The 26548-nt window shown below is 69.4% G+C and carries 17 protein-coding genes; 15 read left to right on the forward strand and 2 right to left on the reverse strand.

From position 1 onward, the window contains the following. The first annotated feature begins 250 nt into the window (after positions 1-250). Entirely contained in the window at positions 251-2317 is a 2067-nt protein-coding gene (locus tag RS83_RS07435) for an acyl-CoA dehydrogenase (RefSeq protein ID WP_045278902.1), read from the forward strand. 161 nt (positions 2318-2478) lie between these two features. Then, the gene (locus tag RS83_RS07440; RefSeq protein ID WP_045278903.1) at positions 2479-3525 is read left to right on the forward strand and encodes an NAD(P)-dependent alcohol dehydrogenase; all 1047 of its coding nucleotides are present in this window, start codon (positions 2479-2481) and stop codon (positions 3523-3525) included. Positions 3526-3580: 55 nt separating this feature from the next. Here RS83_RS07440 and RS83_RS07445 read toward each other — a convergent pair whose 3' ends face one another. Both RS83_RS07445 and RS83_RS07450 read right to left on the reverse strand, forming a co-directional pair. Next, entirely contained in the window at positions 3581-4558 is a 978-nt protein-coding gene (locus RS83_RS07445; protein WP_045278904.1) for a nucleoside hydrolase, read from the reverse strand. A gap of 51 nt (positions 4559-4609) precedes the next feature. Continuing rightward, complete coding sequence (locus RS83_RS07450; protein ID WP_052678950.1) at positions 4610-6022, reverse strand: MFS transporter; 1413 nt, start codon at positions 6020-6022, stop codon at positions 4610-4612. 141 nt (positions 6023-6163) lie between these two features. Here RS83_RS07450 and RS83_RS07455 point away from each other — a divergent pair, with 141 nt between their 5' ends. From RS83_RS07455 to RS83_RS19185, 13 genes are read left to right on the forward strand one after another with little or no spacing between them, the layout of a single operon-like run. After that, positions 6164-6949, forward strand: a complete 786-nt coding sequence (locus RS83_RS07455; RefSeq protein WP_045278905.1) for a GntR family transcriptional regulator — start codon at positions 6164-6166, stop codon at positions 6947-6949. A gap of 12 nt (positions 6950-6961) precedes the next feature. Then, positions 6962-7801 carry a PfkB family carbohydrate kinase gene (locus RS83_RS07460; protein ID WP_045278906.1) on the forward strand — a complete coding sequence of 280 codons (840 nt, stop codon included), beginning with the start codon at positions 6962-6964 and terminating at the stop codon, positions 7799-7801. 41 nt (positions 7802-7842) lie between these two features. Further along, the gene (locus RS83_RS07465) at positions 7843-8412 is read left to right on the forward strand and encodes a DNA-3-methyladenine glycosylase I (RefSeq protein ID WP_045278907.1); all 570 of its coding nucleotides are present in this window, start codon (positions 7843-7845) and stop codon (positions 8410-8412) included. Between the two features lie 56 nt (positions 8413-8468). Continuing rightward, on the forward strand, positions 8469-14621 hold the full coding sequence (locus RS83_RS07470; protein WP_156153146.1) for an Ig-like domain-containing protein: 6153 nt from the start codon (positions 8469-8471) through the stop codon (positions 14619-14621). 43 nt (positions 14622-14664) lie between these two features. Beyond that, positions 14665-15636, forward strand: a complete 972-nt coding sequence (locus tag RS83_RS07475) for an AAA family ATPase (RefSeq protein ID WP_045278909.1) — start codon at positions 14665-14667, stop codon at positions 15634-15636. Continuing rightward, positions 15636-16898: a DUF58 domain-containing protein gene (locus RS83_RS07480; protein WP_045278910.1), complete on the forward strand. Its 1263-nt coding sequence runs from the start codon at positions 15636-15638 to the stop codon at positions 16896-16898. Before RS83_RS07475 ends, RS83_RS07480 begins: the two co-directional genes overlap by 1 nt. After that, positions 16895-19297 carry a transglutaminaseTgpA domain-containing protein gene (locus tag RS83_RS07485; protein WP_045278911.1) on the forward strand — a complete coding sequence of 801 codons (2403 nt, stop codon included), beginning with the start codon at positions 16895-16897 and terminating at the stop codon, positions 19295-19297. The genes RS83_RS07480 and RS83_RS07485 overlap by 4 nt, the downstream gene beginning before the upstream one ends. Continuing rightward, positions 19294-20616 (forward strand): RDD family protein, encoded by a 1323-nt coding sequence (locus RS83_RS07490; RefSeq protein WP_045278912.1) that lies wholly within the window; start codon positions 19294-19296, stop codon positions 20614-20616. Before RS83_RS07485 ends, RS83_RS07490 begins: the two co-directional genes overlap by 4 nt. Continuing rightward, positions 20613-21425, forward strand: coding sequence for a PP2C family protein-serine/threonine phosphatase (locus RS83_RS07495; protein ID WP_045278913.1), 813 nt, complete (start codon positions 20613-20615; stop codon positions 21423-21425). Before RS83_RS07490 ends, RS83_RS07495 begins: the two co-directional genes overlap by 4 nt. After that, positions 21425-22804, forward strand: coding sequence for an FHA domain-containing protein (locus RS83_RS07500; protein ID WP_045278914.1), 1380 nt, complete (start codon positions 21425-21427; stop codon positions 22802-22804). The genes RS83_RS07495 and RS83_RS07500 overlap by 1 nt, the downstream gene beginning before the upstream one ends. Next, positions 22801-24444: a serine/threonine-protein kinase gene (locus RS83_RS07505; protein ID WP_045278915.1), complete on the forward strand. Its 1644-nt coding sequence runs from the start codon at positions 22801-22803 to the stop codon at positions 24442-24444. Before RS83_RS07500 ends, RS83_RS07505 begins: the two co-directional genes overlap by 4 nt. Next, complete coding sequence (locus RS83_RS07510; protein ID WP_045278916.1) at positions 24441-25166, forward strand: hypothetical protein; 726 nt, start codon at positions 24441-24443, stop codon at positions 25164-25166. The genes RS83_RS07505 and RS83_RS07510 overlap by 4 nt, the downstream gene beginning before the upstream one ends. Then, positions 25163-26521, forward strand: coding sequence for an RDD family protein (locus RS83_RS19185; RefSeq protein WP_045278917.1), 1359 nt, complete (start codon positions 25163-25165; stop codon positions 26519-26521). The genes RS83_RS07510 and RS83_RS19185 overlap by 4 nt, the downstream gene beginning before the upstream one ends. Positions 26522-26548 lie beyond the last annotated feature (27 nt).

The raw sequence follows: 26548 nt of genomic DNA on the forward strand, positions 1-26548 counted from the left end.
CCCCAACCCCCCTGGTGCCGACCGGCCCCCTTGTCTGCGAGCCACCCCTCTGAGGGACGCATGCAAGGGGGTCGCTCGCATGCAAGGGGGTGGCTCGGCGGATCGGGGGAGCGCGCATCCTGTCGCCTGGCGACAACCGCGAGCGGGGATGTGCCGGGCGCCGGTTGGAGGAAGGGCACAGGCGAGTTCGCCAGGGTTTGTCGCAGACCTACCATGAGAGCATCCCTACTTCTCTTCGAGAGGAATGCTCATGGTCGACGCCGCCGTCCGCTCTTCGACGCCATCCGTCGAGCCGAACACCGCTCAGCGCACCCCGCAGATCGATGTCTCCCAGCTCACCGACAAGCTGCTCGGCACCTGGGGCGACACCCGCCGCCAGGCGCGCGAGATGATCAAGGACTCGGCGTTCTGGCGCCAGGACGAACTCGGCAAGGACGAGCACCGCGAGCGCGTGCTGAGCCAGCTGCACCTGCTCGTCGACAACAAGGCCGTGCACCGCGCCTTCCCGAAGTCGCTCGGCGGCGAGGACGACAACGGCGCCAACATCGCCGGCTTCGAGGAGCTCGTCGTCGCCGACCCGAGCCTGCAGATCAAGTCGGGTGTGCAGTGGGGCCTCTTCGGCTCGGCGATCCTGCAGCTCGGCACGAAGGAGCACCACGAGCAGTGGCTGCCCGGCGTCATGGACCTCTCGATCCCCGGCGCGTTCGCGATGACCGAGATCGGCCACGGTTCTGATGTCGCGGCTGTCGGCACCACCGCGACGTACGACGCAGAGACGCAGGAGTTCGTCATCAACACGCCGTTCCGCGGCGCGACGAAGGAGTACCTCGGCAACGCAGCCCTGCACGGCGTCGCGGCGACGGTGTTCGCGCAGCTCATCACGAACGGTGTGAACCACGGCGTGCACTGCTTCTATGTGCCGCTGCGCGGCGAGGACGGCGTCGACCTTCCCGGCATCGGTCGTGAGGACGACGGCCTCAAGGGCGGACTGAACGGCATCGACAACGGACGCCTGTCGTTCGACCACGTCCGCATCCCGCGTACCAACCTGCTGAACCGCTACGGCGACGTCGCGGCAGACGGCACGTACTCCAGCGCGATCGACAGCCCTGGCCGCCGCTTCTTCACGATGCTCGGCACCCTGGTGCAGGGCCGCGTGTCGCTCGACGGTGCAGCCTCCTGGGCATCTGCGCTCGGACTGCAGATCGCGATCACCTACGCCACGCAGCGCCGCCAGTTCGACGGCGTCGACGGGCACGAGGTGGTGCTGCTCGACTACGGCAAGCACCAGCGCCGCCTGCTGCCTCGTCTCGCGACGACGTACGCGCAGATCTTCGCGCACGACGAGTTCCTGCAGAAGTTCGACGGCGTCTTCTCCGGCCGCATCGACACCCCCGCCGACCGCGAGGACCTCGAGACCCTGGCGGCCGCGCTCAAGCCGCTCTCGACCTGGCATGCGCTCGACACCCTGCAGGAGGCCCGTGAGGCCTGCGGCGGTGCCGGGTTCATGTTCGAGAACCGCCTCGTCGGCCTCCGCGCCGATCTCGACATCTACGTCACCTTCGAGGGCGACAACAACGTGCTGCTGCAGCTCGTCGGCAAGCGTCTGCTCACCGACTACGCCAAGCAGTTCACCGGGAAGGATGCCGCGGCACTCGCGAAGTTCGCCGTCGGGATGACGGCCGGCAAGGTGTTCCACGGCGCGGGTCTGCGTCAGCTGGGTCAGGCGTTCGCCGACCTCGGCCAGGTGTCGCGCTCGGTCGAGAACGGTCTGCGCGAGGAGCAGCAGCATGCGCTCCTCGCCGGTCGCGTGCAGCAGATGGTGTCGGACATCGCCGGTCGTCTCCGCCCCGGAGCGAAGGACAAGGCCCTCGGCTCCCGGCTGTTCAACGAGAACCAGGCCGAGCTCATCGAGGCCGCCCGTGCGCACGGCGAGCTGCTGCAGTGGGAGGCGTTCACCGACGCCGTGCACACGATCACGGATGCCGACACCAAGCAGGTACTCACCTGGCTCCGTGACCTGTTCGGTCTGCAGCTGATCGAGAAGCACCTCGCCTGGCACCTGATCAACGGTCGCCTGTCGACGCAGCGCGCCGCAGCCGTGTCGCGCTACATCGACCGCCTGTGCGCGCGGCTGCGTCCGCACGCGCTCGACCTGGTCGAGGCGTTCGGCTACGAGCCGGAGCACGTGCGCGCACCCATCGCCTCGGGTATCGAGCAGCAGCGCCAGGACGAGGCGCGGGCGTACTACGCCGACCTCGCGGCATCCGGCTCCGCACCGATCCAGGAGAAGGTGCTGAAGGCCAAGAAGCGCTGACCTCGGCGTTCACGATTCAGCAATCCCGCCCCGAACCGCTGCGTTCGGGGCGGGATTCGTGTGCGGGGCGGACGTTCTTGCTGAATCGTGCACATGAACTCCCCGTGTAGCGTCGATCCGGCGCCGGCCGCGGCGCATGATCGAGAGCAGGGAGCACCCGCATGACCACCGTCACCGCTTACGCCGCACCGAGCGAGGCAGCACCGCTCGAGAAGACGACGATCGAACGCCGCGAGCTCGGGCCGCACGACGTGCTGATCGACGTCGCCTACGCCGGCATCTGCCACTCCGACATCCACACCGTGCGCGGTGACTGGGGTCCGCAGCACTATCCGCTCGCGCCTGGTCACGAGATCGCCGGTACCGTCGCGGCGCTCGGCACCGAGGTGACGAAGCATGCTGTCGGCGACCGGGTCGGCGTCGGCTGCATGGTGAACTCCTGCGGCGAGTGCCGCAACTGCCTGCGTGGTGACGAGCAGTTCTGCACCCGCGGTGCGGTCATGACCTACGGCGGCACCGACCGCGACGGCACGATCACCCAGGGCGGCTACTCGCAGCAGGTCGTGGTCACCGAGAGCTTCGCGCTGCGCATCCCCGATGGGCTCGCGCTCGATGTCGCGGCGCCGCTGCTGTGCGCCGGCATCACCACGTACTCGCCGCTGCGGCATTGGAACGTCGGACCCGGCACCAGGGTGGCCGTCGTCGGACTCGGCGGACTCGGTCACATGGGCGTGCAGATCGCGCACGCGATGGGCGCCGAGGTCACGGTGCTCTCGCAGACCCTGAACAAGAAGGACGACGGGCTGCGGCTCGGCGCCGATCACTACTTCGCGACGGGCGACGCGGAGACGTTCCGCGAGCTGCGTTCGTCGTTCGACGTGATCCTCAACACGGTCAGCGCCGTCGTCGACCTGCGTGCGTACCTCGGGCTGCTCGACGTGGACGGCACGATGGTGTGCGTCGGCGCCCCTGCCGAGCCGCTGCCGGTGCAGGTCATGTCGCTGATCGGCGGACGTCGTTCACTGGCCGGTTCGAACATCGGCGGCATCCGGGAGACCCAGGAGATGCTCGACTTCTGCGCCGAGCACGGCATCGGCGCCGAGATCGAGGTCATCCCGGCTTCCGAGATCAACGCCGCCTACGAGCGCGTGCTCGCATCCGACGTGCGGTACCGCTTCGTGATCGACGCCTCGACGTTCGAGGACTGAGACGTCGATCGGATGCTGCGGGGGTGCCGACCGCGACCCCGCAGCATCCGCTCCGTCAGCCGACGAGGACCTCGGCGCCGGTCATGCGTGCCACGAGGTGCGGCGCGAGCGGAGCATCCGTGTCGAGCACGACGCGGACCGTCGCGCCTGGCTGATCCACCGGTCCGCGGCGCTGGCCTCGGAGGTCGCAGATCACCTGGCCGCGTGCCGGTCCCTGTGAGGTGTCGACCACGACGTCGACGGCCGGCGCGTTCGTGGCGGTGATCCCACCGACCGCGATCGCCGCGGCGAGGGGATCGTGCAGAGCGCTGCAGCGATCGCCGTAGGTCTCGACGTAGAAGTCGAAATAGAAGTCGAGCATCGCGCCGACGGTCTTCGCCAGCGGCACATCCGAGGTCAGCAACGCGGCGCGATCCTGCTCGTCGAACACGTTCTCCATCGTCACGTCCAGCGGCACCAGCGTGACCGGCCAGCCCGCGGCGAGCGTCGCGGACGCGGCTTCCGGGTCATTGCCGATGTTCGCCTCGGCGACCGGCGTGATGTTGCCCGGTACCAGCGCGGCGCCGCCCATCGCCGTGACGCGCAGCACCCTGGACGGCAGGGACGGGTCGAGCTCGAGCGCGGTCGCGATGTTCGTGAGCGGGCCGACCGTGATCACCTCGAGTGCGCCCCGGTGCTCATGCGAGAGCCGGATCAGCATCTGCGCCGCGCTCTCCTGCTCGGCCGGGCGCTCGGCGAAGGGCAGGTCGACCTCGCCGATGCCGTTGTCGCCGTGCACGTGCGGGGCGCCGCCGTCGAAGGGGTGCGAGAGGAAGTCGTGCGCGCCGATGGCGACCGGCACCTCGGTGCGACCGGCGAGCTCGAGCAGGGCGAGCGTGTTGACGGCTGCCTGCGCGGCGCTGGTGTTCCCGCTGACGGTGCCGATGCCGACCAGCTCGATCTCAGGGGAGGCGAGGAGGTAGGCCAGGGCGAGCGAGTCGTCGATGCCGGTGTCGCAGTCGAAGTAGACGGGACGGGCTGGGGTGGGGGTCATGAAATGCTCCGGTGGTCGGGAGGGCGGCCGCGGTTGCGGCCGCCCGATGGGTCAGTCCGCTGCGGTGGGCCGCGGCGTGATGAGGAAGCTGGTGATGAGCGCGAGGGCGGTGATCCCGACCGAGATCCACAGTGCCGTCGCGTAGCCGCCGGGCGTGCCCTGCGCGGCGAACGGGGCGACGATGCCGATGCCGAGCCCGGCGCCGATGCCGAATGCGCTGCCGTTGAGACCCGGGAGTGCTGCGGGTGCCTCGGCGGGGGACTGCACGACGCCGAGTCCGTTGATCGTCGTCAGCACGATGCCGTTGTAGGTGACGCCGAGGAGCGCGATCATCGCGAACACGACCCAGAAGCTCTGCGGCATGACCGCGATCACGATGAGCAGGGCGAGGCACGCGATCATCCCGATGCGGAGGATCGGGATCCAGCCCGTGCGGCCTGCGAGCCATCCGGACAGCGGTGCTGCGAACACGCCGATCAGCGCGGGCGGTGCGAGGAAGAGCAGCGCCGAGGTCGCGGCATCCAGGCCGAAGCCGTTCGTGGCGTCCTGGCTGAGCAGCACGACCGTGAAGTTGATGACGGCGAACACGCTCGACAATGTCAGGACGGTGGTGGCGACCACCGGCCAGACCTGACGCGAGCGCAGGTGTTCGACGGCGATGAGGGGAGTGGCGCGGCTCTTCTCGACGAACCAGAAGACCACGAGCGCCACGATGGTGCCGGCGAGGTAGAGGAGCGTGATCGGGGCCAGCCATCCAGCGCTCGGACCGGAGGAGACGAAGTACGTCACGCTGATCAGGGCGATCGACAGCACGGCGGCACCCCACCAGTCCATCTTCCCGGTCGACGCCCCGCGAGCGGATGCCGGGATGACCAGCGCAACGCAGACGATCGCGATGAGGCCGACCACGAAGATGACGACGAAGATCGAGCGGAAGCCGAAGGTCTGGCTGAGCAGGCCGCCGATGTAGCCGTCGACCCCGCCGACGCCGCCGTTGATCGCGGTGATGATGCCGAGCGTCGTGCCGAAGACCTTGGTGCTCAGCGACTCGCTGAGGATGACATAGGCGAGCTGGAACGCGGCGCTCGATGCGCCCTGCAGCACGCGGCCGATGAGCAGCACGGTCAGATTCGGGGCGAACAGGCACAGCAGTGTGCCGACGGAGAGGAGTCCGAGGACGACGAACAGGGCGCGCTTGCGCCCGATGAAGTCGCTCCAGCGTCCGAGCACGACCCCGCCGACGGCGCCGGCGACGAAGAAGAGCGAGGAGACCTGCGACACCTGGCCGATGTCCTCGCCGAGCTGCGCGGCGATGTCCGGCAGCGCGGGTGTGATCATGCTGGCGTTCAGCTGGAACGAGAGCACCCCGAGGATCAGGGTCGCGACCAGCCCGACGGCTCGGCCTCCGCGGACGGGCTCGCGGGCGGCGAGGCCCGGAGATGCGGTGATGGTCTGGGATTGCACGGAGACTCCTTCGTCATGGATGCCCTCGGGTGAGGCCTGTCTGATGTTATACCTCTCCGGTCTAACATCGTCAACATGGTCGTTCTCGTGCTTGAATACGAAGGGCGCTCACGCCGGAGCGACCATGGAAGGGGTGGCGGCATGACGAAGGAGATCGACCAGTTCCTCGGTCGGAGTCTGACGAGCACGGTCGGGCAGCCGCTGCGCGTTGCCGTCTACTCGCGCATCGCCGACGGCATCCGCTCCGGTGTCTTCGAACTCGGCTCCGCCCTGCCTCGGGAGACCGAGCTAGGCACCGCGCTCGGCGTGAGCCGCACCGTCGTCCGCGAGGCGCTGATGCTGTTGGAAGAGGACGGGCTCATCATCACGCGACGTGGCATCGGTCGATTCGTCGCCGACGATCTCCCTCGCGTGGGGCTGGAAGAGCTGCGGCCGATCGAGCAGGCGCTGTCCGATGGAGACGACGATGTCGTCGTCCGCACGGTCAGCTTCGAGCTCCAGTCCACCACCGACTTCACGTCCAGCAAGCTCGCCCTCGACCCTGCCGCGAACACCTGGTTCCGTGAAGCCGTCGTCGAGCGGCACGGTGAGCCCGTCGCGATCCTGCAGGAGCATCTGCCTGCCGGGCGATATCTGAGCGACATCAGCCAGGAGCTCGCCGACGCCCTGGACGCTGCGGCTGCGTCGTCATCGAGCGTGCTGGCGGCGCTGCGGGAGCAGACGAGCGTCGTCTTCGACTCGGCCGTGTGCGAGATCACCGTCAACGTCGTCGGTGCCTCCCGCGGTGCGCTGCTCGGACTCGGCGCCTCCGACCCCGTGCTCATCCTCACCCAGACCGTGACGACCGGCGGCACGCCCGTCTACCTCGCCAAGTGCATCGTCTCCCCGCGAGTCGGTCACCTCTCCGTCGTCCAGACCACCACCTGATTGCGAGCTGCCGTGCAGACCCCTCTCTCCCTCACCATCGTCGGCAGCATCAACGTCGACCTCACGGCGCGCGCCGATCGTCTTCCGGAGGCCGGTGAGACCGTCGGCGGCGGCCGACTGGTCCGCGAAGCGGGCGGGAAGGGTGCCAATCAGGCCGCAGCGGCCGCCAGGCTCGGCGCCACCGTCCGGATGATCGGCGCTGTCGGCACCGACGGCGACGGCGCGTGGATGCGGTCGGAGCTCGACCAGGCCGGCGTCGACACGACCGGCATCAGGGTCAGCGAGGAGCCGACGGGTGTCGCGCTGATCGTGGTCGATCGAGCGGGCGAGAACCAGATCGCCGTGTGCGAGGGGGCGAACGGCGACATCGATCTCGACGGCGTCGTCTTCGCGCCTGGAGAGGCCGTGCTCGCGCAGCTCGAGATCTCGATCGACCTCGTGGCCGAGCTCGCCGAGCGCGTGCAGGGCTACCTCGCCGTGAACGCCGCCCCTGCGCAGGATCTGCCCGAGGTCGTGCTCGAGCGCGCTGATCTCATCATCGTGAACGAGACCGAGTATGCGCTGATCCCGGCGCTCCGCGAGGCGAAGCGCGTTGCCGTGACCTACGGGGCGGATGGGGCTCGGCTGTTCGAATCCGGTGTCGAGATCGCTGCGGCGCCCGCTGTCAGGACCACGGTCGAGAACACGGTCGGGGCGGGCGATGCGTTCTGCGCGGCGCTCACGATCGGTCTCGCTTCAGGGGTGGCACCGGCGGATGCGCTCGCCGCAGCCTGCGCGGTGGGCGCCGCCGCCGTGGCCGATCCGCGGTCGCAGCCGCTGCTCTCCTCCTACTCCAGCTACCTCGCCGGCTGAGCGGGCGCGGCGATGTCCGCCGCTCCGGTTAGCCTTGGCGCATGACCTCCCTGATCACCGGTCCTGACGGCCGCGCCCGCTGCGCCTGGGTCGGTGACGACGTCGAGTACCGCCGGTATCACGACGAGGAATGGGGAACGCCGCTGCACGGCGACCGGGCGCTGTTCGAGAAGATGGCGCTCGAGGGCTTCCAGGCGGGGCTGTCGTGGATCACGATCCTGCGCAAGCGGCCGAGGTTCCGCGAGGTGTTCGCCGGGTTCGCTCCCGAGCTGGTCGCCGAGTTCGACGATGCGGACGTCGAGCGGTTGATGGCGGATGCCGGGATCATCCGGAACCGAGCCAAGATCCTGGCCACGATCGGCAACGCGAACATCGTCCGGGAGATGGCCGACGGCGAGCTCGATGCGCTGATGTGGTCGTTCGCTCCGGCGGCATCCGATTCCCGACCCGGCTCGTTCGCCGAGGTGCCCGCGGTCACGGTCGAGTCGGCCGCGATGAGCAAGGAGCTCCGTCGCCGCGGCTTCCGTTTCGTCGGGCCGACCACGATGTACGCGCTGATGCAGTCTGCCGGGATGGTCGATGACCACATCGCGGGGTGCTGGCGTGCCTGAGGCATGGGCATATCTGCCCATGCGGTGAGAGAACGCTGCGCGGTTAGGATGATCACGTGCGCCGTAGGCCTGAGGGCACCGGCACGAAGTCGAGCACGGACCTGTGGGGGGAACACGGTATGAAGGCGCTGTCATGGATGCGCGCGCGGCCGAAGACGCTGGCGTCCGCTGCGGGTGTCACCGTCGGGGTGATCGCGATCACGACGATGGCATTCACCTATGAGGGCTTTCCGACCACCAAGGTCGATCTGAACGACGGCGGCGTCTGGATCACCAAGACCTCGAGCCTGCTCGTCGGACACTTCAACCACGAGTCCACGGTGCTCGACGGCGGCCTTCGCACGACGGGCGAGAACTACGACATCCTGCAGGCCGCCTCGAACATCCTCGTCGTCGACGAGAGCGCCTCGACGATCACCGGCGTCGACCCCGCTCGCGTGTCGCTCGGCGACTCCGCTGCGATCCCCTCCTCCGCGAAGGTCGCCCTCGGCCGCAACACGGCCGCGATCCTCGACCAGAAGACCGGCGAGCTGTGGGTCGTGCCGGTGCAGGGCGTCTCGTCGTTCGAAGCCGAGGTCAAGGACCCGGTCGCCGAGCTCGGCGCGGACGCCGACGTCGTGGTCGCCGATGACGGCACCGTCTTCGGGCTCTCCGCCGAGCGCGGCGAGGTCGTGACCGTGCCGGTCGACACCGAGGGCGAGCCGCTCGAATCGTCGACGGCGTCGGTCGGCGAGATCGACACATCGGCGAAGCCGACCATCACTGCGGTCGGCCGCACGCCCGTCGTGCTCGACGCCGCTGCAGGCGTCGTGACCTCGCCCGGAGGATTCAGGGAGGAGATCGCCGATGCCGCCGACGCCGTCCTGCAGCAGGCCTCGGCGACGACGGATGCCGTCGCGATCGCGACCCCGACCGCACTGCTGAGCATCCCGTTCGACGGCGGAGACCCGACCGAGGTCGCCACCGGTGCGAACGGCGCGGCGGCTGCACCGGTCTGGCTGCGCGGATGCACCTACGGCGCGTGGGCCGGATCCGCCACGTTCATCCGAGAGTGCCCTGGCACCGGGAACGACGTCAATGCGACCGTGGACGGTGCCGAGGACTCGAAGAGCCTGGTCTTCCGCGTCAACCGCGACGTGATCATCCTCAACGACGCCATCGGCGGCGCCGCCTGGCTGGCCGACGAGAGCCTCCAGCGCGTCGACAACTGGAACGACCTCACCCCGCCGGAGGGCGAGACCGAGAACGAGGACGACTCGACCGAGGAGACCGTCGAGACGACGCTCCCCGAGCGCAAGGAGGAGAACACGCCGCCGATCGCGGAGGACGACTCCTTCGGCGTGCGCCCCGGTGTCACGACCATGCTGCCGGTGCTCGACAACGACAACGACCCGGACGGCGATGTGCTCGTCGCCACGCTCGCCGAATCGCAGCCGGCGATCGGCACCATCCAGCAGGTGCAGAACGGCGGATCGCTGCAGATCGCGGTCGCCGAGGACGCATCCGGTTCGGCCTCGTTCACCTATGAGGCCGATGACGGTCGTGGCGGCAAGGACACGGCATCCGTCGTGCTGACCGTCTACGACACGAGCATCAACAGTGCACCGGTGCCGAAGCGGAGGACCAGTCTCACGGTCGAGACCGGCGGCACGATCTCGTACAACATCCTCCCGGACTGGATCGACCCCGAGGGCGACGACGTCTATCTGAAGGACGTCGTTCCCGCCCCCGGCGACGAGGTCGACTTCACCACCGACGGACAGATCACCTACAAGGCGACGGCGAGCCTGCAGGGCCGCAAGGAGATCCAGGTCTCGGTCGCCGACGCCAACGGTGAGACGGCGACCGCAAGTGTCACGCTCGACGTTCGCCCCGAGGGTTCGACGCAGCCCAAGACCAACGCCGATCATGTCGTGACCCGTGTCGGCGAGCAGGCCACCGTGTTGCCGCTGGCGAACGACACGAGCTCCGGCCGCGAGTCGCTGCGACTCGGACGTGTCAGCGAGGTCCCCGGCGCGACCGTGCTGCCGGACTACCCGAACAAGGCCTTCACGTTCACCGCCGACGCACCGGGCACGTACTACGTGCTGTATCTCGCGACCGCCGGACCGGAGAACGGCGAGGGCATCGTGCGCGTCGACGTGCTCGAGGCGACGGAGACCGACCTTCCGCCGGTCGCCGTGCGCGACGTCGCGCTGCTGCCGACCGGCGGTGACGTGCTCATCGGCGTGCTCGCGAACGACGTCGACCCGGCCGGCGGCATCCTCGTCGTGCAGTCCGTCTCGATCGAGGAGAACTCCGGCATCTCGGTGTCGGTCATCAACCACGAGACCCTCCGCATCACCGACCAGGGTGCGCTCACCGATCAGGCCCGCATCAAGTACCGCATCTCGAACGGCTCGAAGTCGGCCGAGGGCGAGGTCGTGGTGATCCCGATCCCGGCGCCGGACAAGATCCTCCAGCCCGATGTGAACGACGACACGGCGACCGTGCGTGCCGGCGACGTCGTCACGATCCCCGTGCTCGACAACGACACGCACCCCAACGACGACGTGCTGCACCTCTCGCCCGAGCTGATCGAGCCCTTCGTCGACCCCGAGGACGGCGAGGCGTTCGTCTCGCAGGACGTGGTGCGCTTCAAGGCCGGACCGGTCGCGAAGACCGTCTACCTCACCTACGAGGCGGTCGACTCGAGGCAGCAGAAGGCAGCCGGGTACGTCACGATCCAGATCCTGCCGGTCGACGTGGAGAAGAACGCCGCGCCGCGCCCACAGGATCTCGTCGCCCGCGTGCTCGCCGGATCCACGGCGAACATCGCAGTGCCGCTCGACGGCATCGACGCCGACGGCGACTCGGTCGAGCTGATCGACATCGCGTCCAGCCCGAAGAAGGGCCGCATCACCGAGACCGCTTCGAACTACTTCTCCTATGAGGCGTTCGACGATTCCTCCGGTGTCGACGTCTTCGAGTACCGGGTGCGCGATCGCCTCGGCAAGGAGGGCATCGCGACCATCCGCGTCGGCATCGCGCCGGGCGAGGAGACCAACCAGGCTCCGTACGCCGTGAAGGATGCCGTCGTCGTGCGCCCAGGCCGGGAGATCGCCGTGCCGGTGTTGGAGAACGACTCCGACCCCGAGGGCGACGAGATCTCACTGGTGAAGGACGGGCTCGAGGTGCCGACCGACACGGGCATCACGGCTCGCGTCTCAGGGGACCGTGTGCTCGTGCAGGCGCCGGACAAATCGCTCGAGACCTCGCTGCAGTACACGATCCGCGACACCAGGGGCGCGACGGCGACCGCAGCGCTGCAGATCACGGTCGACGAGGATGTGCCGCTGCAAGCGCCTGTCGCTCGCGATGATCGGGTGCGTCCGACCGACCTCACCGACGGCACCCTGAACGCCGACATCGAGATCCTCAAGAACGACGAGGACCCCGACGGCACGACCGACCGACTGAAGGTGACCCTCGGCGACGGCGCACGGCAGCTCGAGAACGGCAAGGTGCGGGTGACCGTCACGAAGGAGCTCCAGCTCATCCGCTACACGATCACGGATCAGGATGAGCTGTCGGCATCCGCGTTCATCTTCGTGCCTGCCGAATCCGATCTCCGCCCCATCCTCGACTCGACCAAGCCGATCGAGGTCATGAGCGGGGAGACGAAGGAGATCCCGCTCTCGAAGTACGTCACCGTCGCAGGTGGCGGCACCGCGCGCATCACCGAGCACGCGAAGGTGAGTGCCGTGTACGCCAACGGCGCCGACCTCGTGAAGGACGAATCGACCCTGGTCTACACCTCGGCCGACGGCTACTTCGGTCAGGACGCCATCACCTTCGAGGTGACCGACGGTACGGGTCCTGACGATCCCGACGGCCGCACGGCGACGCTCACGATCCCCGTCAACGTGCTGCCCCCGGAGAACCAGCAGCCGACCTTCATCGGCACCGAGATGGTGGTCGCCGCAGGAGAAGAAGCAACGAGCCTGGATCTCGTGCCGCTCACGACCGATCCGGACCCGGAGGACGAGGGCAAGCACTCGTACAAGTACATCAGCGGCGCAGGGCGAGGCATCACCGCGAAGATCGAGGACGGCAAGCTGCTCGTCGCCGCTTCGTCGGATGTCGAGAAGGGCACCGTCGCATCGCTGAAGCTCGAGATCACGGACGGCACGACCAAGCCGGTCGATGGCACCGTGACGGTGCGTGTCGGCGCATCCACCAGGCCGCTGCCGACCGCGAACACCGACACGGTCTCCGAAGCCGATCAGGGCAAGACCATCACGGTCCCCGTGCTGGCGAACGACTTCAACCCGTTCCCCGAGACGCCGCTGAAGCTGCTGAGCGCATCGACCGAGTCTGGTGCCGGTGGCGCGAGCGTCAAGGGCGATGAGGTCGTCGTGACCCCGGACGCGAACTTCGTCGGCACCATGGTCGTGCGCTACCGCATCCAGGACGCGACGAAGGACCCGGACCGCGAGGCCAACGGCCAGGTCGTCGTCGTCGTGCAGGGCGTGCCGGAGGCACCGGGCACTCCGACCGTGTCGAGTGTGCAGGACCGCCTCGTGGTCGTCTCCTTCGGGGCACCGTCGAACAACGGTGCCGAGATCACGAAGTACACGGTCAGGTCGGTCGGCGGCACCCCCTACACGAGGGAGTGCCAGTCGACGACATGCACGCTCGACGGGCTCACGAACAACGTCGAGTACACATTCCAGGTCACGGCGACGAACCGCGTCGGCGAGTCGAAGCCGTCCGGCACATCGGCGGTCGCTCGTCCGGATGCCCGCCCCGACACCCCGGCACCGCCGACCCTCGTCTTCGGCGACAAGTCGCTCAAGGTGAGCTGGCTGACCCCGACGACTCCGGGATCGCCGGTCGAGAGCTACACGCTCGAGATCTCGCCGGCGCCGCCGTCGGGTGTGTCGCAGAAGCAGGCGACCGGCAACTCGATGACCTGGGAGGGTCTCGAGAACGGTGGCAACTACCAGGTCCGCGTCCAGGCGCACAACCGCGCGCCCGAGCCGTCGAGCTGGAGCGGCTGGTCGGCGTCGGAGGTGCCGGCTGGTCCGCCGCTCGCGCCCGCCGCCCCGACGACCTCGGAGATCCAGGGCGTCGGCAACCAGGCGCAGATGCAGGTCTCATGGGTGCCGCCGAACTCCAACGGTGACGCCATCGACTCCTACGAGCTGCAGGTGTGGGAGGGATCGACGCTGCGCAGCACGATCACTCCCGGTGCATCCGCGAAGACGCAGGCGGTCACCGTGCAGACCTCCGAGACGGCGTACACCTACCGCATCCGTGCCACGAACAAGGCCGGCTTCGGTGAGTGGAGCCCGATGTCGGCGCCGCGCCGCGGCGTCAACAAGCCGGGAACGCCGACACTCTCGGCGGTCACCCCTGGCGACCGGTCGCTCACGCTCACGTGGAACGCCGGTGCGAAGAACGGTGCCAAGGACAGCGAGGTGCAGCACCAGTACTCGCTCAACGGCGGAGGCAGCTGGGCCGCGATGCCTGGCAACAGCGTCGTCACCGGCCTCAGCAACGGCACGAACTACAACGTCCGCGTCCGGTCCGTCTCCACCGTCGACGGCACGACGTACGCCAGCGATGCATCGAACCAGGTCACCGGCAACCCGTACGGGCCGCTGAAGCAACCTGGCATCAGTTCGCAGCAGAACGCCAAGAGCGTGACGTTCAACTGGAACGCGAACAACTCGGAGAACGGCCGGAGCATCTCGCGCGTGCGGATCCGCATCGACGGGGGCGGGTGGCAGAACGCGGGCGTGACCGGCAGCACCACGGTCGGGAACGGGTACAGCGAGCGGCACACGATCGACGTCGAGGTGACCGACTCCGCGGGGCAGCAGATCGTCGGATCGGATGCCGGCACCTCCGGCAAGAAGCCGGACCCGCAAGCCTGGGTCACCTCGACCGGCGACGCGAACGGCCAGCCGAACTGCAGCGACGGCACCTGCGCCTACTTCTACCTGAACGCGCGGGGCTTCGATCCCGGCCAGACGATCTCGGTGCGTTGCAACAACAACGACGCGACGTACGGCGGGGAGTGGGGTGGCCCCTACTCGATCACGATGGACGGCTCCGGCAACTACGGCGGACGCCTGAGCTGCTACCTGGGCAACCGTCGTGGCGTGATCGAAGCGTGGGTCATGATCAACGGTCAAGCGTACGAACACCGCGTCTGGCAATGACGCGCCGATCAGTTTCAGCACGAGAACAGGGAACGACACACTCATGACAATGACTCCCGAGCAGGCGGCCTGGTTCCAGGGGACCTTCCACCGCCTCGTCGAGAACATCGACAAGGCCGTGCAGGGCAAGCAGGAGATCGTCAGCCTCGTGCTGTCGGCGATGCTCGCCGAGGGGCACGTGCTCCTCGAGGATGCACCGGGCACCGGCAAGACGAGCCTCGCGAAGGCGCTCGCCGCGACGGTGCAGGGCACGAGTGCGCGCATCCAGTTCACGCCTGACCTGCTGCCCTCCGATGTGACGGGTGTCACGATCTACGACCAGCAGTCGCACCGGTTCGAATTCCACAAGGGCCCGATCTTCGCATCGATCGTGCTGGCGGATGAGATCAACCGCGCGTCCCCCAAGACGCAGTCGGCGCTGCTGGAGGTCATGGAGGAGTCGCGCGTCACGGTCGACGGCGTCACGCACGAGACGGGTCGTCCGTTCCTCGTGATCGCGACGCAGAACCCGATCGAGCAGGCGGGAACCTACAAGCTCCCCGAGGCGCAGCTCGACCGCTTCCTCATCAAGACCTCGATCGGCTACCCCGACCTCGCTGTGACCGAGAGCATCCTTGCCGGCGCATCCGATCGTAATCCTTCGTCGGGGCTCTCGGCGATCATCACCACGAGCGCCGTCGCCGACATGGCCGACCTCGGGGCGACGGTGCACGTCGAGCCCGCGGTGCTCCGCTACGTCGCCCAGCTCGCCGAGGCGACGCGTGCCGATTCGGCCACGCGACTCGGCGTCTCAGTGCGAGGTGCGATCGCGATGATCCGCATGGCGAAGATCTGGGCGGCCGCGCACGGGCGCCACTTCGTGCTCCCTGACGACATCAAGACGCTCGCCCGTCCCGTGTGGCAGCACCGTCTGCTGCTCGACGCCGAAGCCGAGTTCGCCGGCACGACCGGCGATGCCGTGATCGCCCGCGTGCTCGACGACGTCGCGGCTCCGCAGGCGCGAACGGCGGCCTGATGACCGCGGAGGCACTCCAGACGACGCAGGACCCGATCGAACGCGACGCCGGATGGCGCGACGTCGCGGCGGTGCTCGGCGTCCGTGTTCTGGCGCGCCTCCGACTCATCACCAAGGCCATCCGGCCGCTCGCCTGGGTGTCGATGGCGCTGGCCGTCGGCTTCTGGATCCTCGGACAGATCGCCGGATGGTCGGAGTTCACGATCGCCGCGCTGGTCATCGCCATCACCGTGGTGCTCTGCGCGCTGTTCCTGATCGGGCGCACCGCCTACGACGTGTCGCTCGATCTCGCCCGCACCCGTGTCGTCGTCGGCGAACGAGCGGTCGGCGCGCTGACCCTCGCCAACCGCGGCACCAGGGCGATCCTGCCCTCGCGCGTGGTGCTGCCGGTCGGGTCGGGGCGTGGTGAGTTCGGCATCCAGCGTCTCGCGCCGGGCGACGAAGCCGAGGAGCTGTTCGCGATCCCCACGCAGAAGCGAGGTGTGGTGAAGGTCGGGCCGGTGAGCGTGGTGCGAGGCGACCCGCTCGGGCTCTTCGAACGAGCACACCGGCGCGACGATCCGGTCGACCTCTTCGTGCATCCGCGCACCATCCTCTTCGACGGCCAGTCGCTCGGCTTCCTGCGGGACCTCGAGGGCATGCCTGCAGCAGACCTGTCTCGCGACGACGTGTCGTTCCATGCGCTGCTGGAGTATCAGCCCGGCGATGATCTGCGTCATGTGCACTGGAAGTCGACCGCGCGCACCGGCACCATGATGGTGCGCCAGTACGAGGAGACCCGGCGCTCGCACTTCGTGATCGGCCTCTCGCGTTCGAGCGGCGACTATGCGCTCGCCGACGACTTCGAGCTCGCCGTGTCGGCTGCAGGATCGATCGGGCTGCGCGCACTGCGCGACTCCCAGCGCGTCGACATGCGCGTGCAGGGCAGGGAACTCCCCTCCGGCACCGGGAAGCAGCTGCTCGACTCGTTGTCGGCCGTGGAGAACAGCAAGCCGCGCGACGGCGGCATCGCAGAACTCGCCGGTGTGCTGGCGGCGACGATGCCGCTGGCCAGTGTGGTCGTGCTCGTGTGCGGGTCGAGAGTGAGCGCCGACGAGCTGCGGCTCGCCTGCGCGCGGCTGCCGTTCGGCGCGCGCGTGCTGGCGGTCGTGACCGACACCAGCATCGACGCCCCGGCGCTGCGCCGCATCGGCGAGGCCGACGTGCTGACCGTCGGCACACTCGAACACGTTCCCCTCGCGCTGCAGAAGGTGCTGGCATGACCGCTCTCGCTCCCACGCCGACGGCGCTGCCGCTGCGCCGGTGGGTCCTCGACCTCGTCGCGACCGCCCTCCTCATCGGCGTCGCGCTCATCGGCTTCTGGCCGACCTTCGCCGGGCCGTCGTTCCTGCCCGGCGCGATCGGCGGCATGCTGCTCGGGCTGGCCGTCGCCGCGGTCTGCGCATGGCGTCGTTGGGGCATCCTCATCATCGCCGGGTTCACCGTGGTGGCGTACTTCGTCTTCGGCGGTGCCCTCGCGCTGCCGCAGACCGCCATCGCCGGCGTGATCCCCACCCTCGAGACCCTCGAGAAGCTCGCCGTCGGCACCGTCACCTCGTGGAAGCAGATGCTCACGACGGTCGCCCCGGTCGCGGCATCCGACGGGCATGCACTGGTGCCGTTCCTGCTGGCCCTGGTGGCGAGTGCGACCACCGCGTCGCTCGCGCTCCGGCTGTCGAACGCGGCATGGGCGCTCATCCCAGCCGGCGTGCTGCTGATGGCGGTGATCGCGCTCGGTACCCCCGAGCCGGCGTTCCCGCTCGTGCAGGGGCTGCTGTTCGCCGTCGGCGCGATCGCGTGGCTCGCGCTCCGTCAGCTCTGGGCACCGCAGAACTCTGCGATCTCGGTCGGTGACGTCGATCCCTCCCGCGCCTCGAGCATGCGCATGCGCCGTCTCATCGCCGGCGCGGCGGTGCTCGCGATCGCCGGTGGCGCCGGTATCGCGTCCTCCGCGATCGCTGCCCCGACCGAGACCAGGCACGTCTTCCGTGACGTCATCATCCCCCCGTTCGACATCCGCGACTATCCGAGCCCGCTGCAGGCGTTCCGCAAGAACGTGCGCGACGAGAAGGAGAAGACGCTGTTCACGGTGCGCGGTCTGCCCGAGAACGCACGCATCCGCATCGCCGTGATGGACCAGTTCGACGGCATGGTCTACAACGTCACCGATGGTGGACCGGAGTCGTCGAGCGCGTTCACCCCGATCCGGTCGAACATGTCGCCGGATGCCGAGGGCATCCCGGTGACGCTGCAGGTCGAAGTCGGCGACTACCGCGGCGTCTGGGTGCCGGATGCCGGGTCGGTGACCGAGATCTCGTACACCGGCGACCGGGCGGAGGAACTCCGTCGCGGCACCTTCTACAACACCGAGACCGGCACCGCGGTGGTGACGTCGAAGCTGACGGCCGGTGACACGTACACGGTCGACACCGTGATCCCCGGTGAGATCGACGACGATCGACTCGCCGATGTCGGCTTCGGCAAGGTCTCGCTGCCCAAGCAGAGCAACGTGCCGGAGGAGCTCACCTCGCTGGCGGCCGAGACGGTGTCGGATGCCGAGTCGCCGATCGAGCAGGTGCGAGCACTCGAGACCATGCTCGCCGACGGCGGCTTCTTCAGTCACGGGCTCGAGGGCGAGGTGCTCTCACGAGCAGGCCACACCTCCGAGCGCATCTCGACCCTGATCGGCGGCGATCAGATGATCGGCGACGATGAGCAGTACGCCGTCGCCATGGCGCTGCTGGCCCGTGAGGTCGGCATCCCGGCGCGTGTCGTCATGGGCTACTACCCGGATGCCGAGAACGCGAAGGAAGCCACGTTCACGGCGACCGGCGACGATGTGCACGCCTGGGTCGAGGTCAACTTCGAAGGCATCGGTTGGCTGCCGTTCAACCCGACCCCGCCTGAGGATCAGGTGCCGAACGACCAGAACACGAAGCCGCGCGTCGACCCGAAGCCGCAGGTGCTGCAGCCGCCGCCCCCGCCGCAGGAGCCGGTGGATCTGCCACCGACGCTGCCCGACGACCGCAAGTCGGAGGACGAGACCCTCAACATCGCCGGCATCATCGGAGCGATCCTGGTGATCGGCGGCATCTCGCTCGCCGTGATCGCGCTGCTCGCTTCGCCGTTCATCGTGATCGGCGCCTGGAAGGCCTCGAAGCGTCGGGCCCGTCGCGCCGCAGCGCGCACCGCCGACCGCATCAGCGGCGGCTGGGACGAGCTCACCGACCGCGCGGTCGACTACGGCGCGAGAGTGCCGGCCGGTGGCACCCGCTCCGAAGACGCCGCGGTCGTGATCGAGACGCTGCCGGTGCCGCAGGTGGTCGCCCTGGCCGATCGCGCGGATGCAGAGGTGTTCGGTCCCAGCGACCCGACGCCTGAGCAGGTCGATGCGTTCTGGAGCGAGGTCGACGCGATCGTCGGCGGCCTCGGCAAGGATGCCGGCTTCTGGAAGCGCACGAAGGCGCGACTGAGCCTGCGTTCGCTCATGAGCGGTTCCGCCATCTCGAACGGGCTGCAGGGGCTGCGCGACGCCGCGACCGCGCGCGTTCGGCGTGAACCTGGCACGATCGACAAGAGCAGCACGAGTACACCCGCCCCGTCCGAGAGCGAGACCCAATGACGCAGCCAGCGTTCGCACACATCGCGCCGATCTCCCGCCGCGCGATCGGCTACCTCATCGATGCGCTCATCGCTTCCGGACTCGGGATCGTGCTCGGCGGCGGACTCCTCGTCGCCGCGGCGATGTCCGGAGGGGTGGAGCGCTCGCTCACCACGCTCGCGATCGGGGGACCGATCGTCGGGCTGCTCCTGCTGGGCTGGTTCGTCGTCTACACGGTCATGCAGTCCGGTGCCGGATCGATCGGCATGCGGGCGCAGGGGCTCCGTCTGGTCGCAGCGCAGGGCGAGGGTCCGCTCGGTTTCGGCAAGACGCTGCTGCGCAACATCATCTTCGGCTTGGCCGGATCGATCGTGGTCGGCTACTTCACCCCGCTGTTCGACGGCTCCGGCCGGTTCCAGGGCTGGCATGACAAGGTCGCCGGCTCCCTGATGCTGGATGCGCGGATGGCTTCGACGGATGCTCCGCCAGCACAGCACTCGGCCGGAGGTCAGGCCGCGGTCACACCGGGGTATCCGTCCGCGCCTGCTCGTCAGCCAGAGCAGTACGCGGCGCCGGGCATTCCAGGTATCCCGCACCCAGGTGCGCCCGCGGTGCCGCAGGGCCAGCCGGCCTGGCCCGCCGCGCCGGCTCCTGCCGCACCAGCACCGGCACCGGCAGCAGCGCCCCAGGGCTACCCGGCGGCTCCGGCGTTCGGATCGGCGCCGGCGCAGCCTGCGGCTCCTTCCGCGCCGGTCGTCCATGCCCAGCCCGCTGCGCCCGCGGCGGATGCGGATTCGCTGATCGCCTTCGTGCCAGGCATCACGCAGGATGCTCCGCCGCCGCGGACCACCCCGGCCCCGGAGCCGACGATCGATGAGACGGTCCGCCCGCAGCCCGTGCCCCCGGCGCCTGCACCTGCGCCGGCCCCGGAGCCCCCGGCAGCCGCGCCGGCACCGGCCGCTCCCTTCGACGACGACTCGTCGGACGACATCGAGCACACGCGCATCAGCATCCCCGGTCACCGCCTCGTCTTCACCTGGGACGACGGCACCCGCATCTCGGTCTCGCGTCGCACGATCTTCGGCCGCAACCCGGCACCGGAAGACGGCGCAGTGATCGTGCCGGTGCGCGACGAGACGCTGTCGCTCTCGAAGACCCACTTCGAAGCGGCAGCCGAGACCTCGGGCGGATGGGTGCTCGACCGTCACTCCACGAACGGCATGACCCTCGTCCGCGACGGCCAGCGCATCGCATGCCCCGCCGGTCAGCGCGTGCCGGTGCGCCTCGGCGACGCGCTCGAGATCGGCGATCGCATCGTCACGATCGGCGGCTACGCGTGAAGCCGGCGCTGGTCGTCTCGACCGGATCGGCGACGCATCCTGGGCTTCGTCGTGCACTGAACGAGGACGCCCATCTCGCGAGCGCCCCGGTGTTCGTGGTCGCCGACGGCATGGGCGGACACGAGGGCGGCGAGCTCGCGAGCGCAGCGGTGATCGCCGAGTTCTCGAGCTCGGTCGGTCGGGCCTCGCTCGAGCTCGACGATGTGCGCCTCGCCCTCGCCCGTGCCAGGACCAACGTCGAGGAGCTCTCCACCAGCGGCAACGGCCGGGCCGGAACGACGCTGAGCGGTGTGGTCATCGCCCAGGTCGACGGCATGGGGTACTGGCTGGCGGTCAACATCGGCGACTCCCGCACGTACCGGTTCGCCGACGGCGAGCTCGAACAGATCAGCGTCGACCACTCGGTCGTGCAGGAGCTGATCGAATCCGGCGAGCTCTCGGTCGAGGATGCGGCGACCGATCGGCGGCGCAACATCATCACGCGCGCGATCGGGGCCAGCAGCACCGGAGACGCCGACTACTGGCTGTTCCCCGCCGAGCTCGGCGACCGCATCATGGTGTGCTCCGACGGCCTGACCTCGGAAGTGCCCGACGCGCGCATCAGCGAGGTGCTCGGCAGCACGCCCGACCCGCAGCGCGCCGCCGACGTGCTCGTCGACGAGGCCGTCGCCGCCGGTGGCAGGGACAACATCACCGTGGTGATCGTGGATGCCGTGCTGGTCGCCTCCCGACCCGGCACGCTGCTCGAGACCGATTCAGACATCGATATGGACACGCGTCCGCGTGAAGCAGCAGGAGGGGTTCGCTGATGCAGACGACCTACCGACCGGGGCAGTGGTACCTGATCGTCATCCCCGGCGCCCTCGTGGCGCTGCCGCCCGACGTTCCCGGTGATGTCGTCGCCGGCCTCTGGGAGCGGCTGCCGGGGCAGAAGACGCTCGCGACGGTGGTCGACGTGCTGACCACGCACGCCGGCGGGTCGTTCGCAGCGCTGCCATCGTTCGCGGCGGCCGTGGCGGAGGGTTCCGATGTGCGTCTCGCGCTGCGGGGCGATGTGAGCGCGCAGGTGCTCGACGCAGCAGGTGACACGCACGACCTCACCGGAGTCGACGTCACCACGTGGAGCGAGCGCTTCATCAGTGGGGCGTCGAGGATCGAACTGACCGTCGAGCCTGCAGACTCCGACGCCGCGCTGCCGGTGCAGAGCGGCGTCGTGCGCAGCGCCGGCGCGAGTGCAGAGCTGGAGTCCGGCGATGCCGACCCGCTCGGCGGTGCGCTGGGGCCGACCCCGGTGGTCGCGGCGGCGACGGCAGCCGATGAGAGCCTCCCGGAGGCGATCGCAGCCGTGCCGGTGCCGGTCGATGCCTCGCAGCGCGAACTCGAGTCGCAGATCGAATCGGTGCTCGCGGCCGAGGTCATGAGCGGTGTCGAGCCCGACGTGCCGGAGCAGCCTGACGAGATCGCAGACCAGGACGCGACGGATATCGAGCAGCCCGAGCCGGATGCTGCGCCGGTGCCGGCCCCAGACGCCGCCACCGAGGCCATCGACGTGCCGGACGCCTCGGATGACGAGCCTGCCCTCGCGCCTGAGGCGACCCTCGGCGCGAACGGCGAGACGCTCGTGTCGGAGGACGACGACTTCGACCAGCTGTGGGGTGCCACCGTGCATTCTGTCCCTGGCCCGCCGGCCCCGCCCGCCCCGCCGGCGCCGGTGGTCGCCCCTGCGGCGCTCTCCGGCGACCACGACGGCGCCACGATCTCGGCGGCCGAGCTGCGTGCGCTCCGCCAGCAGCCGCCGGCCGGCGACGACGCGCCGACTGCGGTGCTCCCGGTGTCGGATGCCGCGAGCGCCGGCCGCATCCGCGTCTCGACGGGCCAGGTCGTCGCGCTCGACCGCACGGTGATCATCGGGCGTCGGCCACGTTCGACCCGCGCGAGCGGCGCGAACCTGCCGCACCTGGTCGCAGTCGAGAGCCCGCAGCAGGACATCTCCCGCAGCCACCTGGAGGTGCGCCCCGAAGGCGACACGGTCGTCGTGATCGATCTGCACACGACGAACGGCTCGACGCTGCTGCGCCCCGGTGCCGACCCCATGCGGCTGCACCCCGGCGAGCAGACGCTGGTGCTGTCCGGCGACGTGGTCGACCTCGGCGACGGCGTGACGGTCGCCTTCGAGGATCTGCCGTGAGTCGTCGGCCGTCCCCGCCACCCGATCTGCCCGGCTTCACGTATGTGGAGCCGTTGGGGACCGGCGGGTTCGCCGATGTCTTCCTCTACGAGCAGGAGCTGCCGAGACGCCGCGTCGCGGTGAAGGTGCTGCTCGCCGATCGCATCTCGAGCGGCGCAGCGCAGGAGTTCACCGATGAGGCGAACGTCATGGCGATGCTGTCGACGCATCCCGCGATCGTCACGATCTACCAGGCGGGGGTCGCCGGAGACGGTCGCCCGTATCTCGTGATGGAGTACTGCCCGCGGCCGAATCTGCAGTTGCGCGCGCGCAAGGAGCCGTTCTCGGTCGCCGAGGCGCTCAGAGTCGGCGTGCAGGTCGCCGGTGCCGTCGAGACCGCGCATCGGGCCGGCGTGCTGCACCGCGACATCAAGCCGGCGAACATCCTCGTCACGGAGTACAACCGGCCGGCGCTCACCGACTTCGGCATCGCGTCGACGACGGGCGCGACGGGCGAGGCATCCGGCATGTCGATCCCGTGGTCGCCCCCGGAGTCCTTCGCCGAGCCTCCTCGCAGCGGTCCCCGCACCGATGTCTGGGCGCTCGGCGCCACGCTGTACACGCTGCTCGCCGGTCGCTCGCCCTTCGAGCGTCCTGGGGAGCGCAACTCGAGCGCCGACCTGATCGAGCGGATCGAGCGCGCTGCGCTGCAGCCGCTGAACCGCCCCGATTCGCCCGACAGCCTGCAGCGGGTGCTGAACCGCGCGATGGCGAAGAACGCCGACGATCGTTTCCCGAGCGCCGTCGCATTCGCCCGAGCGCTGCAGAAGGTGCAGATCGAGCTGTCCCACTCCGTGACGCCGATCGACATCGTCGATGAGCACCCTTCGCCGGAGGAGCTCGACGACGACGGAGACGGTCTGACCAGGGTCCGCGAGATCGTCAGCATCGATCCGGATGCCGCGTCGTTCACGCGTCCGTCGGCGACGACGCAGCCTCGTGGTCAGGAATGGGCTCCCGAGGTGCCACGGTTCGACGCGCCTGCCGCCTCGACCGCAGCGGCGCCGGAGGTCGAGGCGACCCTGATCCGTCCGCCGCAGGTGATCCCCGCGGCACGCGATGTCGATGAGCGCACCATCCTGCGAGCGCCGATGGTGCTCTCTCCCGATGCCGCACCGGCGACCCCGACATCGACCATGACGCCGGTGCAGGTTCCGCCGCCTGCCGCGCAGCCTGCCGCGCCGTCGGCGCCGCGCAGCCGGCGAGGGCTCTGGATCGGGCTGATCGCCGCCGCTGTGGTGCTCGTCGTCGGCGGCATCATCGGCCTGAACGCGCTCGTCGCAGGGCTCGAACCCGAACCGAATCCGCAAGCATCGGAAGAGACGGTCGACCCGCAGAACCCGATCTCCGAAGCCGTGCCGAAGGTGACCGACCTCCAGGCCGCCCGCGCGGGCGATCAGGTGACCTTCACCTGGACGAATCCGGACCCGCTCGAAGGAGACACCTATCTCTGGACCGATCTCGACCCGTCGAGCGACGGCGCGGTGAACAAGGCGGAACAGCCGACGGCCACCGTCACGGCAGCAGGTCAGGTGTGCATCGAGGTGATGCTGCGTCGGAATGACGGGCGCGCCTCCGACACGGTCAGGACCTGCGGATGAGCGCCGCGGCCGGCGTGACGGTCGAGTTCGCCGGGGAGTACTTCCCGGTGAACGCCGGTGGGCGGTTCATCGTGGGGCGCGAGGGAGACCTCGAACTCGACGACAACCTGTTCCTGCACCGGCACTTCCTCGAGATCACGGATGCCGACGGGCTCTGGTGGCTGTCGAACGTCGGCAGCCGCCTGACGGCGACGGTCACCGACTCCGCAGGAGGGGTGCAGGCCTGGCTCGCGCCGGGTGCGCGTCTGCCGCTCGTGTTCGAGAAGACCACCGTGGTCTTCAGCGCAGGGCCGACGACGTACGAGCTGACCGTGCACGCCGCGGAGCCGACGTTCAGCTCGACCAAGCGCGAGCACGACGACGGCGGTGCGTCGACGATCGGCGACATGCCGTTGACGCTCAGTCAGAAGCTGCTGATCCTCGCCCTTGCCGAACCGCAGCTCCGCCGCGACGGCACCGGGATGAGCTCGATCCCGACCTCGGCGAAGGCAGCCGAGCGGCTGGGATGGACCGTCACCCGCTTCAACCGCAAGCTCGACAACGTCTGCGACAAGTTCGACCGCATCGGCGTGCCGGGCATGCGCGGCGGGCAGCGCAGCTTCGCCACGAACCGTCGGGCGCGTCTCGTCGAGCACGTGATCGCTTCGCGGCTCGTCTCGAGAGCGGATCTGCCGCTGCTGGATGCCGCCCATGATGAAGACGCAGAGGGAGAGCAGGAGTGATCTGGGAGATCGACGATCACGCTCCTGAGATCGAGGGACTCGACGAGCACGGACGACCGGATCCGGCGTACGCCGAATCGCTCGGGCTGCTGCCCGCACGGCGTGGTGCTCGCGTGGGCGCCGCGCTGGTGGAGTGGCTCGTCGCCGTGCTGATCACGCTGCCTGCGGTCATCGCATTGACCCCGGTGCTGATGCAGATCGTGGCCGAAGGCTTCGACGCTGACGCGTTCTTCGGACGCCCCGATCTGGTGTGGCTCATCGTCGCAGCAGCGGTGTCGCAGGGCCTGATAATCGCGTACGTCGTGGTGCAGCTGGTGCTGCACGGACGCAAGGGCATCACGCTCGGCAAGGCCATGTTCGGCATCCGCTCGATCAACGTGCGCACCCTCGAGCGTCCAGGGTTCTGGCGCGGTGCGGTGGTGCGGTATCTCGTCGCCGGCGCTTCGTTCCTGATTCCCGTGATCGGTCCGGTGCTCGTCATCGCGCTCTCGCCGCTGTTCGACATCGAGCGACGTGGGCGCGGCTGGCTCGACCTCGTGGCGGCGACCTGGTTCATCGACACACGGCGCGGACTCAACCCGTACGACCAGAAGCGGATGCGCATCGCACGCAAGCGCGTGAAGACGCCGGAGCACGAGGAGCGGGCACCGCTGCCGTCGCTCGCGACACCCGTCGATCGAGATGCGCGCGCCGAGTACGTGCCGAGCGCGCGCTTCTCCGGAGGTGTGATCGGCGCGCATCGTGGCAGCGCGGCCACGCCCCCTGCCGTGCAGGCTGAAGACGCCGGCGGGTCGATGGTCTCGTCGGTGCCGCCGTCGCTCGCGACAGGAGCAGCGCCGCAGCCGGCATTCGCCGCGCCTGCGCCTGCGCCTGCTCCCGCACCTGCTCCCGCGCCGGTCGAGGCCTTCGCCCCGCCGTCGGCGTCGGCTCCGCAGGCCCAGCCGGCGGCGGTACTGCGCCCTGCCGCGACCCCGCCTGCCGCGACCCCGCCTGCCGCGACCCCGCCGGCATCGCCGGCGCCGTCCGGCCCCCGTGCCGTGCTGATCCTCGACACGGGCGAACGCATCGAGGTGCGCGGCACGACCCTGTTCGGACGCGCGCCAGGCGCTGCCGCCGGCGAGGGCGAAGCACAGCTGGTGCGCGTCGCCGACGACACCCGCTCGGTCTCCAAGACGCACCTCGCCGTGATGCCGGCGCGACGCGGCGTGTTCGCCGTCGACCGCGCATCGACGAACGGCAGCGCGATCATCCGCGACGGCTCGGAGACGGCGCTCGCGGCCGGGCATCCGGTCGAGCTGCAGGTCGGCGATACCGTGCGCTTCGGCGACCGGACGCTGTCGGTGGAATGGGTATGAAGGCACACGAAGACACGCGCCTCCGGC

Origin of the sequence: Microbacterium oxydans (genome assembly GCF_000956525.1) — a bacterium.
Taxonomy (GTDB): Bacteria; Actinomycetota; Actinomycetes; order Actinomycetales; family Microbacteriaceae; genus Microbacterium; species Microbacterium oxydans_A.

Excerpts from the sequence above, each read along its gene's own strand:
- RS83_RS07435 (WP_045278902.1), top strand. The coding sequence starts at position 251 with ATGGTCGACGCCGCCGTCCGCTCTTCGACGCCATCCGTCGAGCCGAAC.
- RS83_RS07440 (WP_045278903.1), top strand. The coding sequence starts at position 2,479 with ATGACCACCGTCACCGCTTACGCCGCACCGAGCGAGGCAGCACCGCTC.
- RS83_RS07445 (WP_045278904.1), bottom strand. The coding sequence starts at position 4,558 with ATGACCCCCACCCCAGCCCGTCCCGTCTACTTCGACTGCGACACCGGC.
- RS83_RS07455 (WP_045278905.1), top strand. The coding sequence starts at position 6,164 with ATGACGAAGGAGATCGACCAGTTCCTCGGTCGGAGTCTGACGAGCACG.
- RS83_RS07465 (WP_045278907.1), top strand. The coding sequence starts at position 7,843 with ATGACCTCCCTGATCACCGGTCCTGACGGCCGCGCCCGCTGCGCCTGG.
- RS83_RS07475 (WP_045278909.1), top strand. The coding sequence starts at position 14,665 with ATGACAATGACTCCCGAGCAGGCGGCCTGGTTCCAGGGGACCTTCCAC.
- RS83_RS07480 (WP_045278910.1), top strand. The coding sequence starts at position 15,636 with ATGACCGCGGAGGCACTCCAGACGACGCAGGACCCGATCGAACGCGAC.
- RS83_RS07485 (WP_045278911.1), top strand. The coding sequence starts at position 16,895 with ATGACCGCTCTCGCTCCCACGCCGACGGCGCTGCCGCTGCGCCGGTGG.
- RS83_RS07490 (WP_045278912.1), top strand. The coding sequence starts at position 19,294 with ATGACGCAGCCAGCGTTCGCACACATCGCGCCGATCTCCCGCCGCGCG.
- RS83_RS07500 (WP_045278914.1), top strand. The coding sequence starts at position 21,425 with ATGCAGACGACCTACCGACCGGGGCAGTGGTACCTGATCGTCATCCCC.
- RS83_RS07510 (WP_045278916.1), top strand. The coding sequence starts at position 24,441 with ATGAGCGCCGCGGCCGGCGTGACGGTCGAGTTCGCCGGGGAGTACTTC.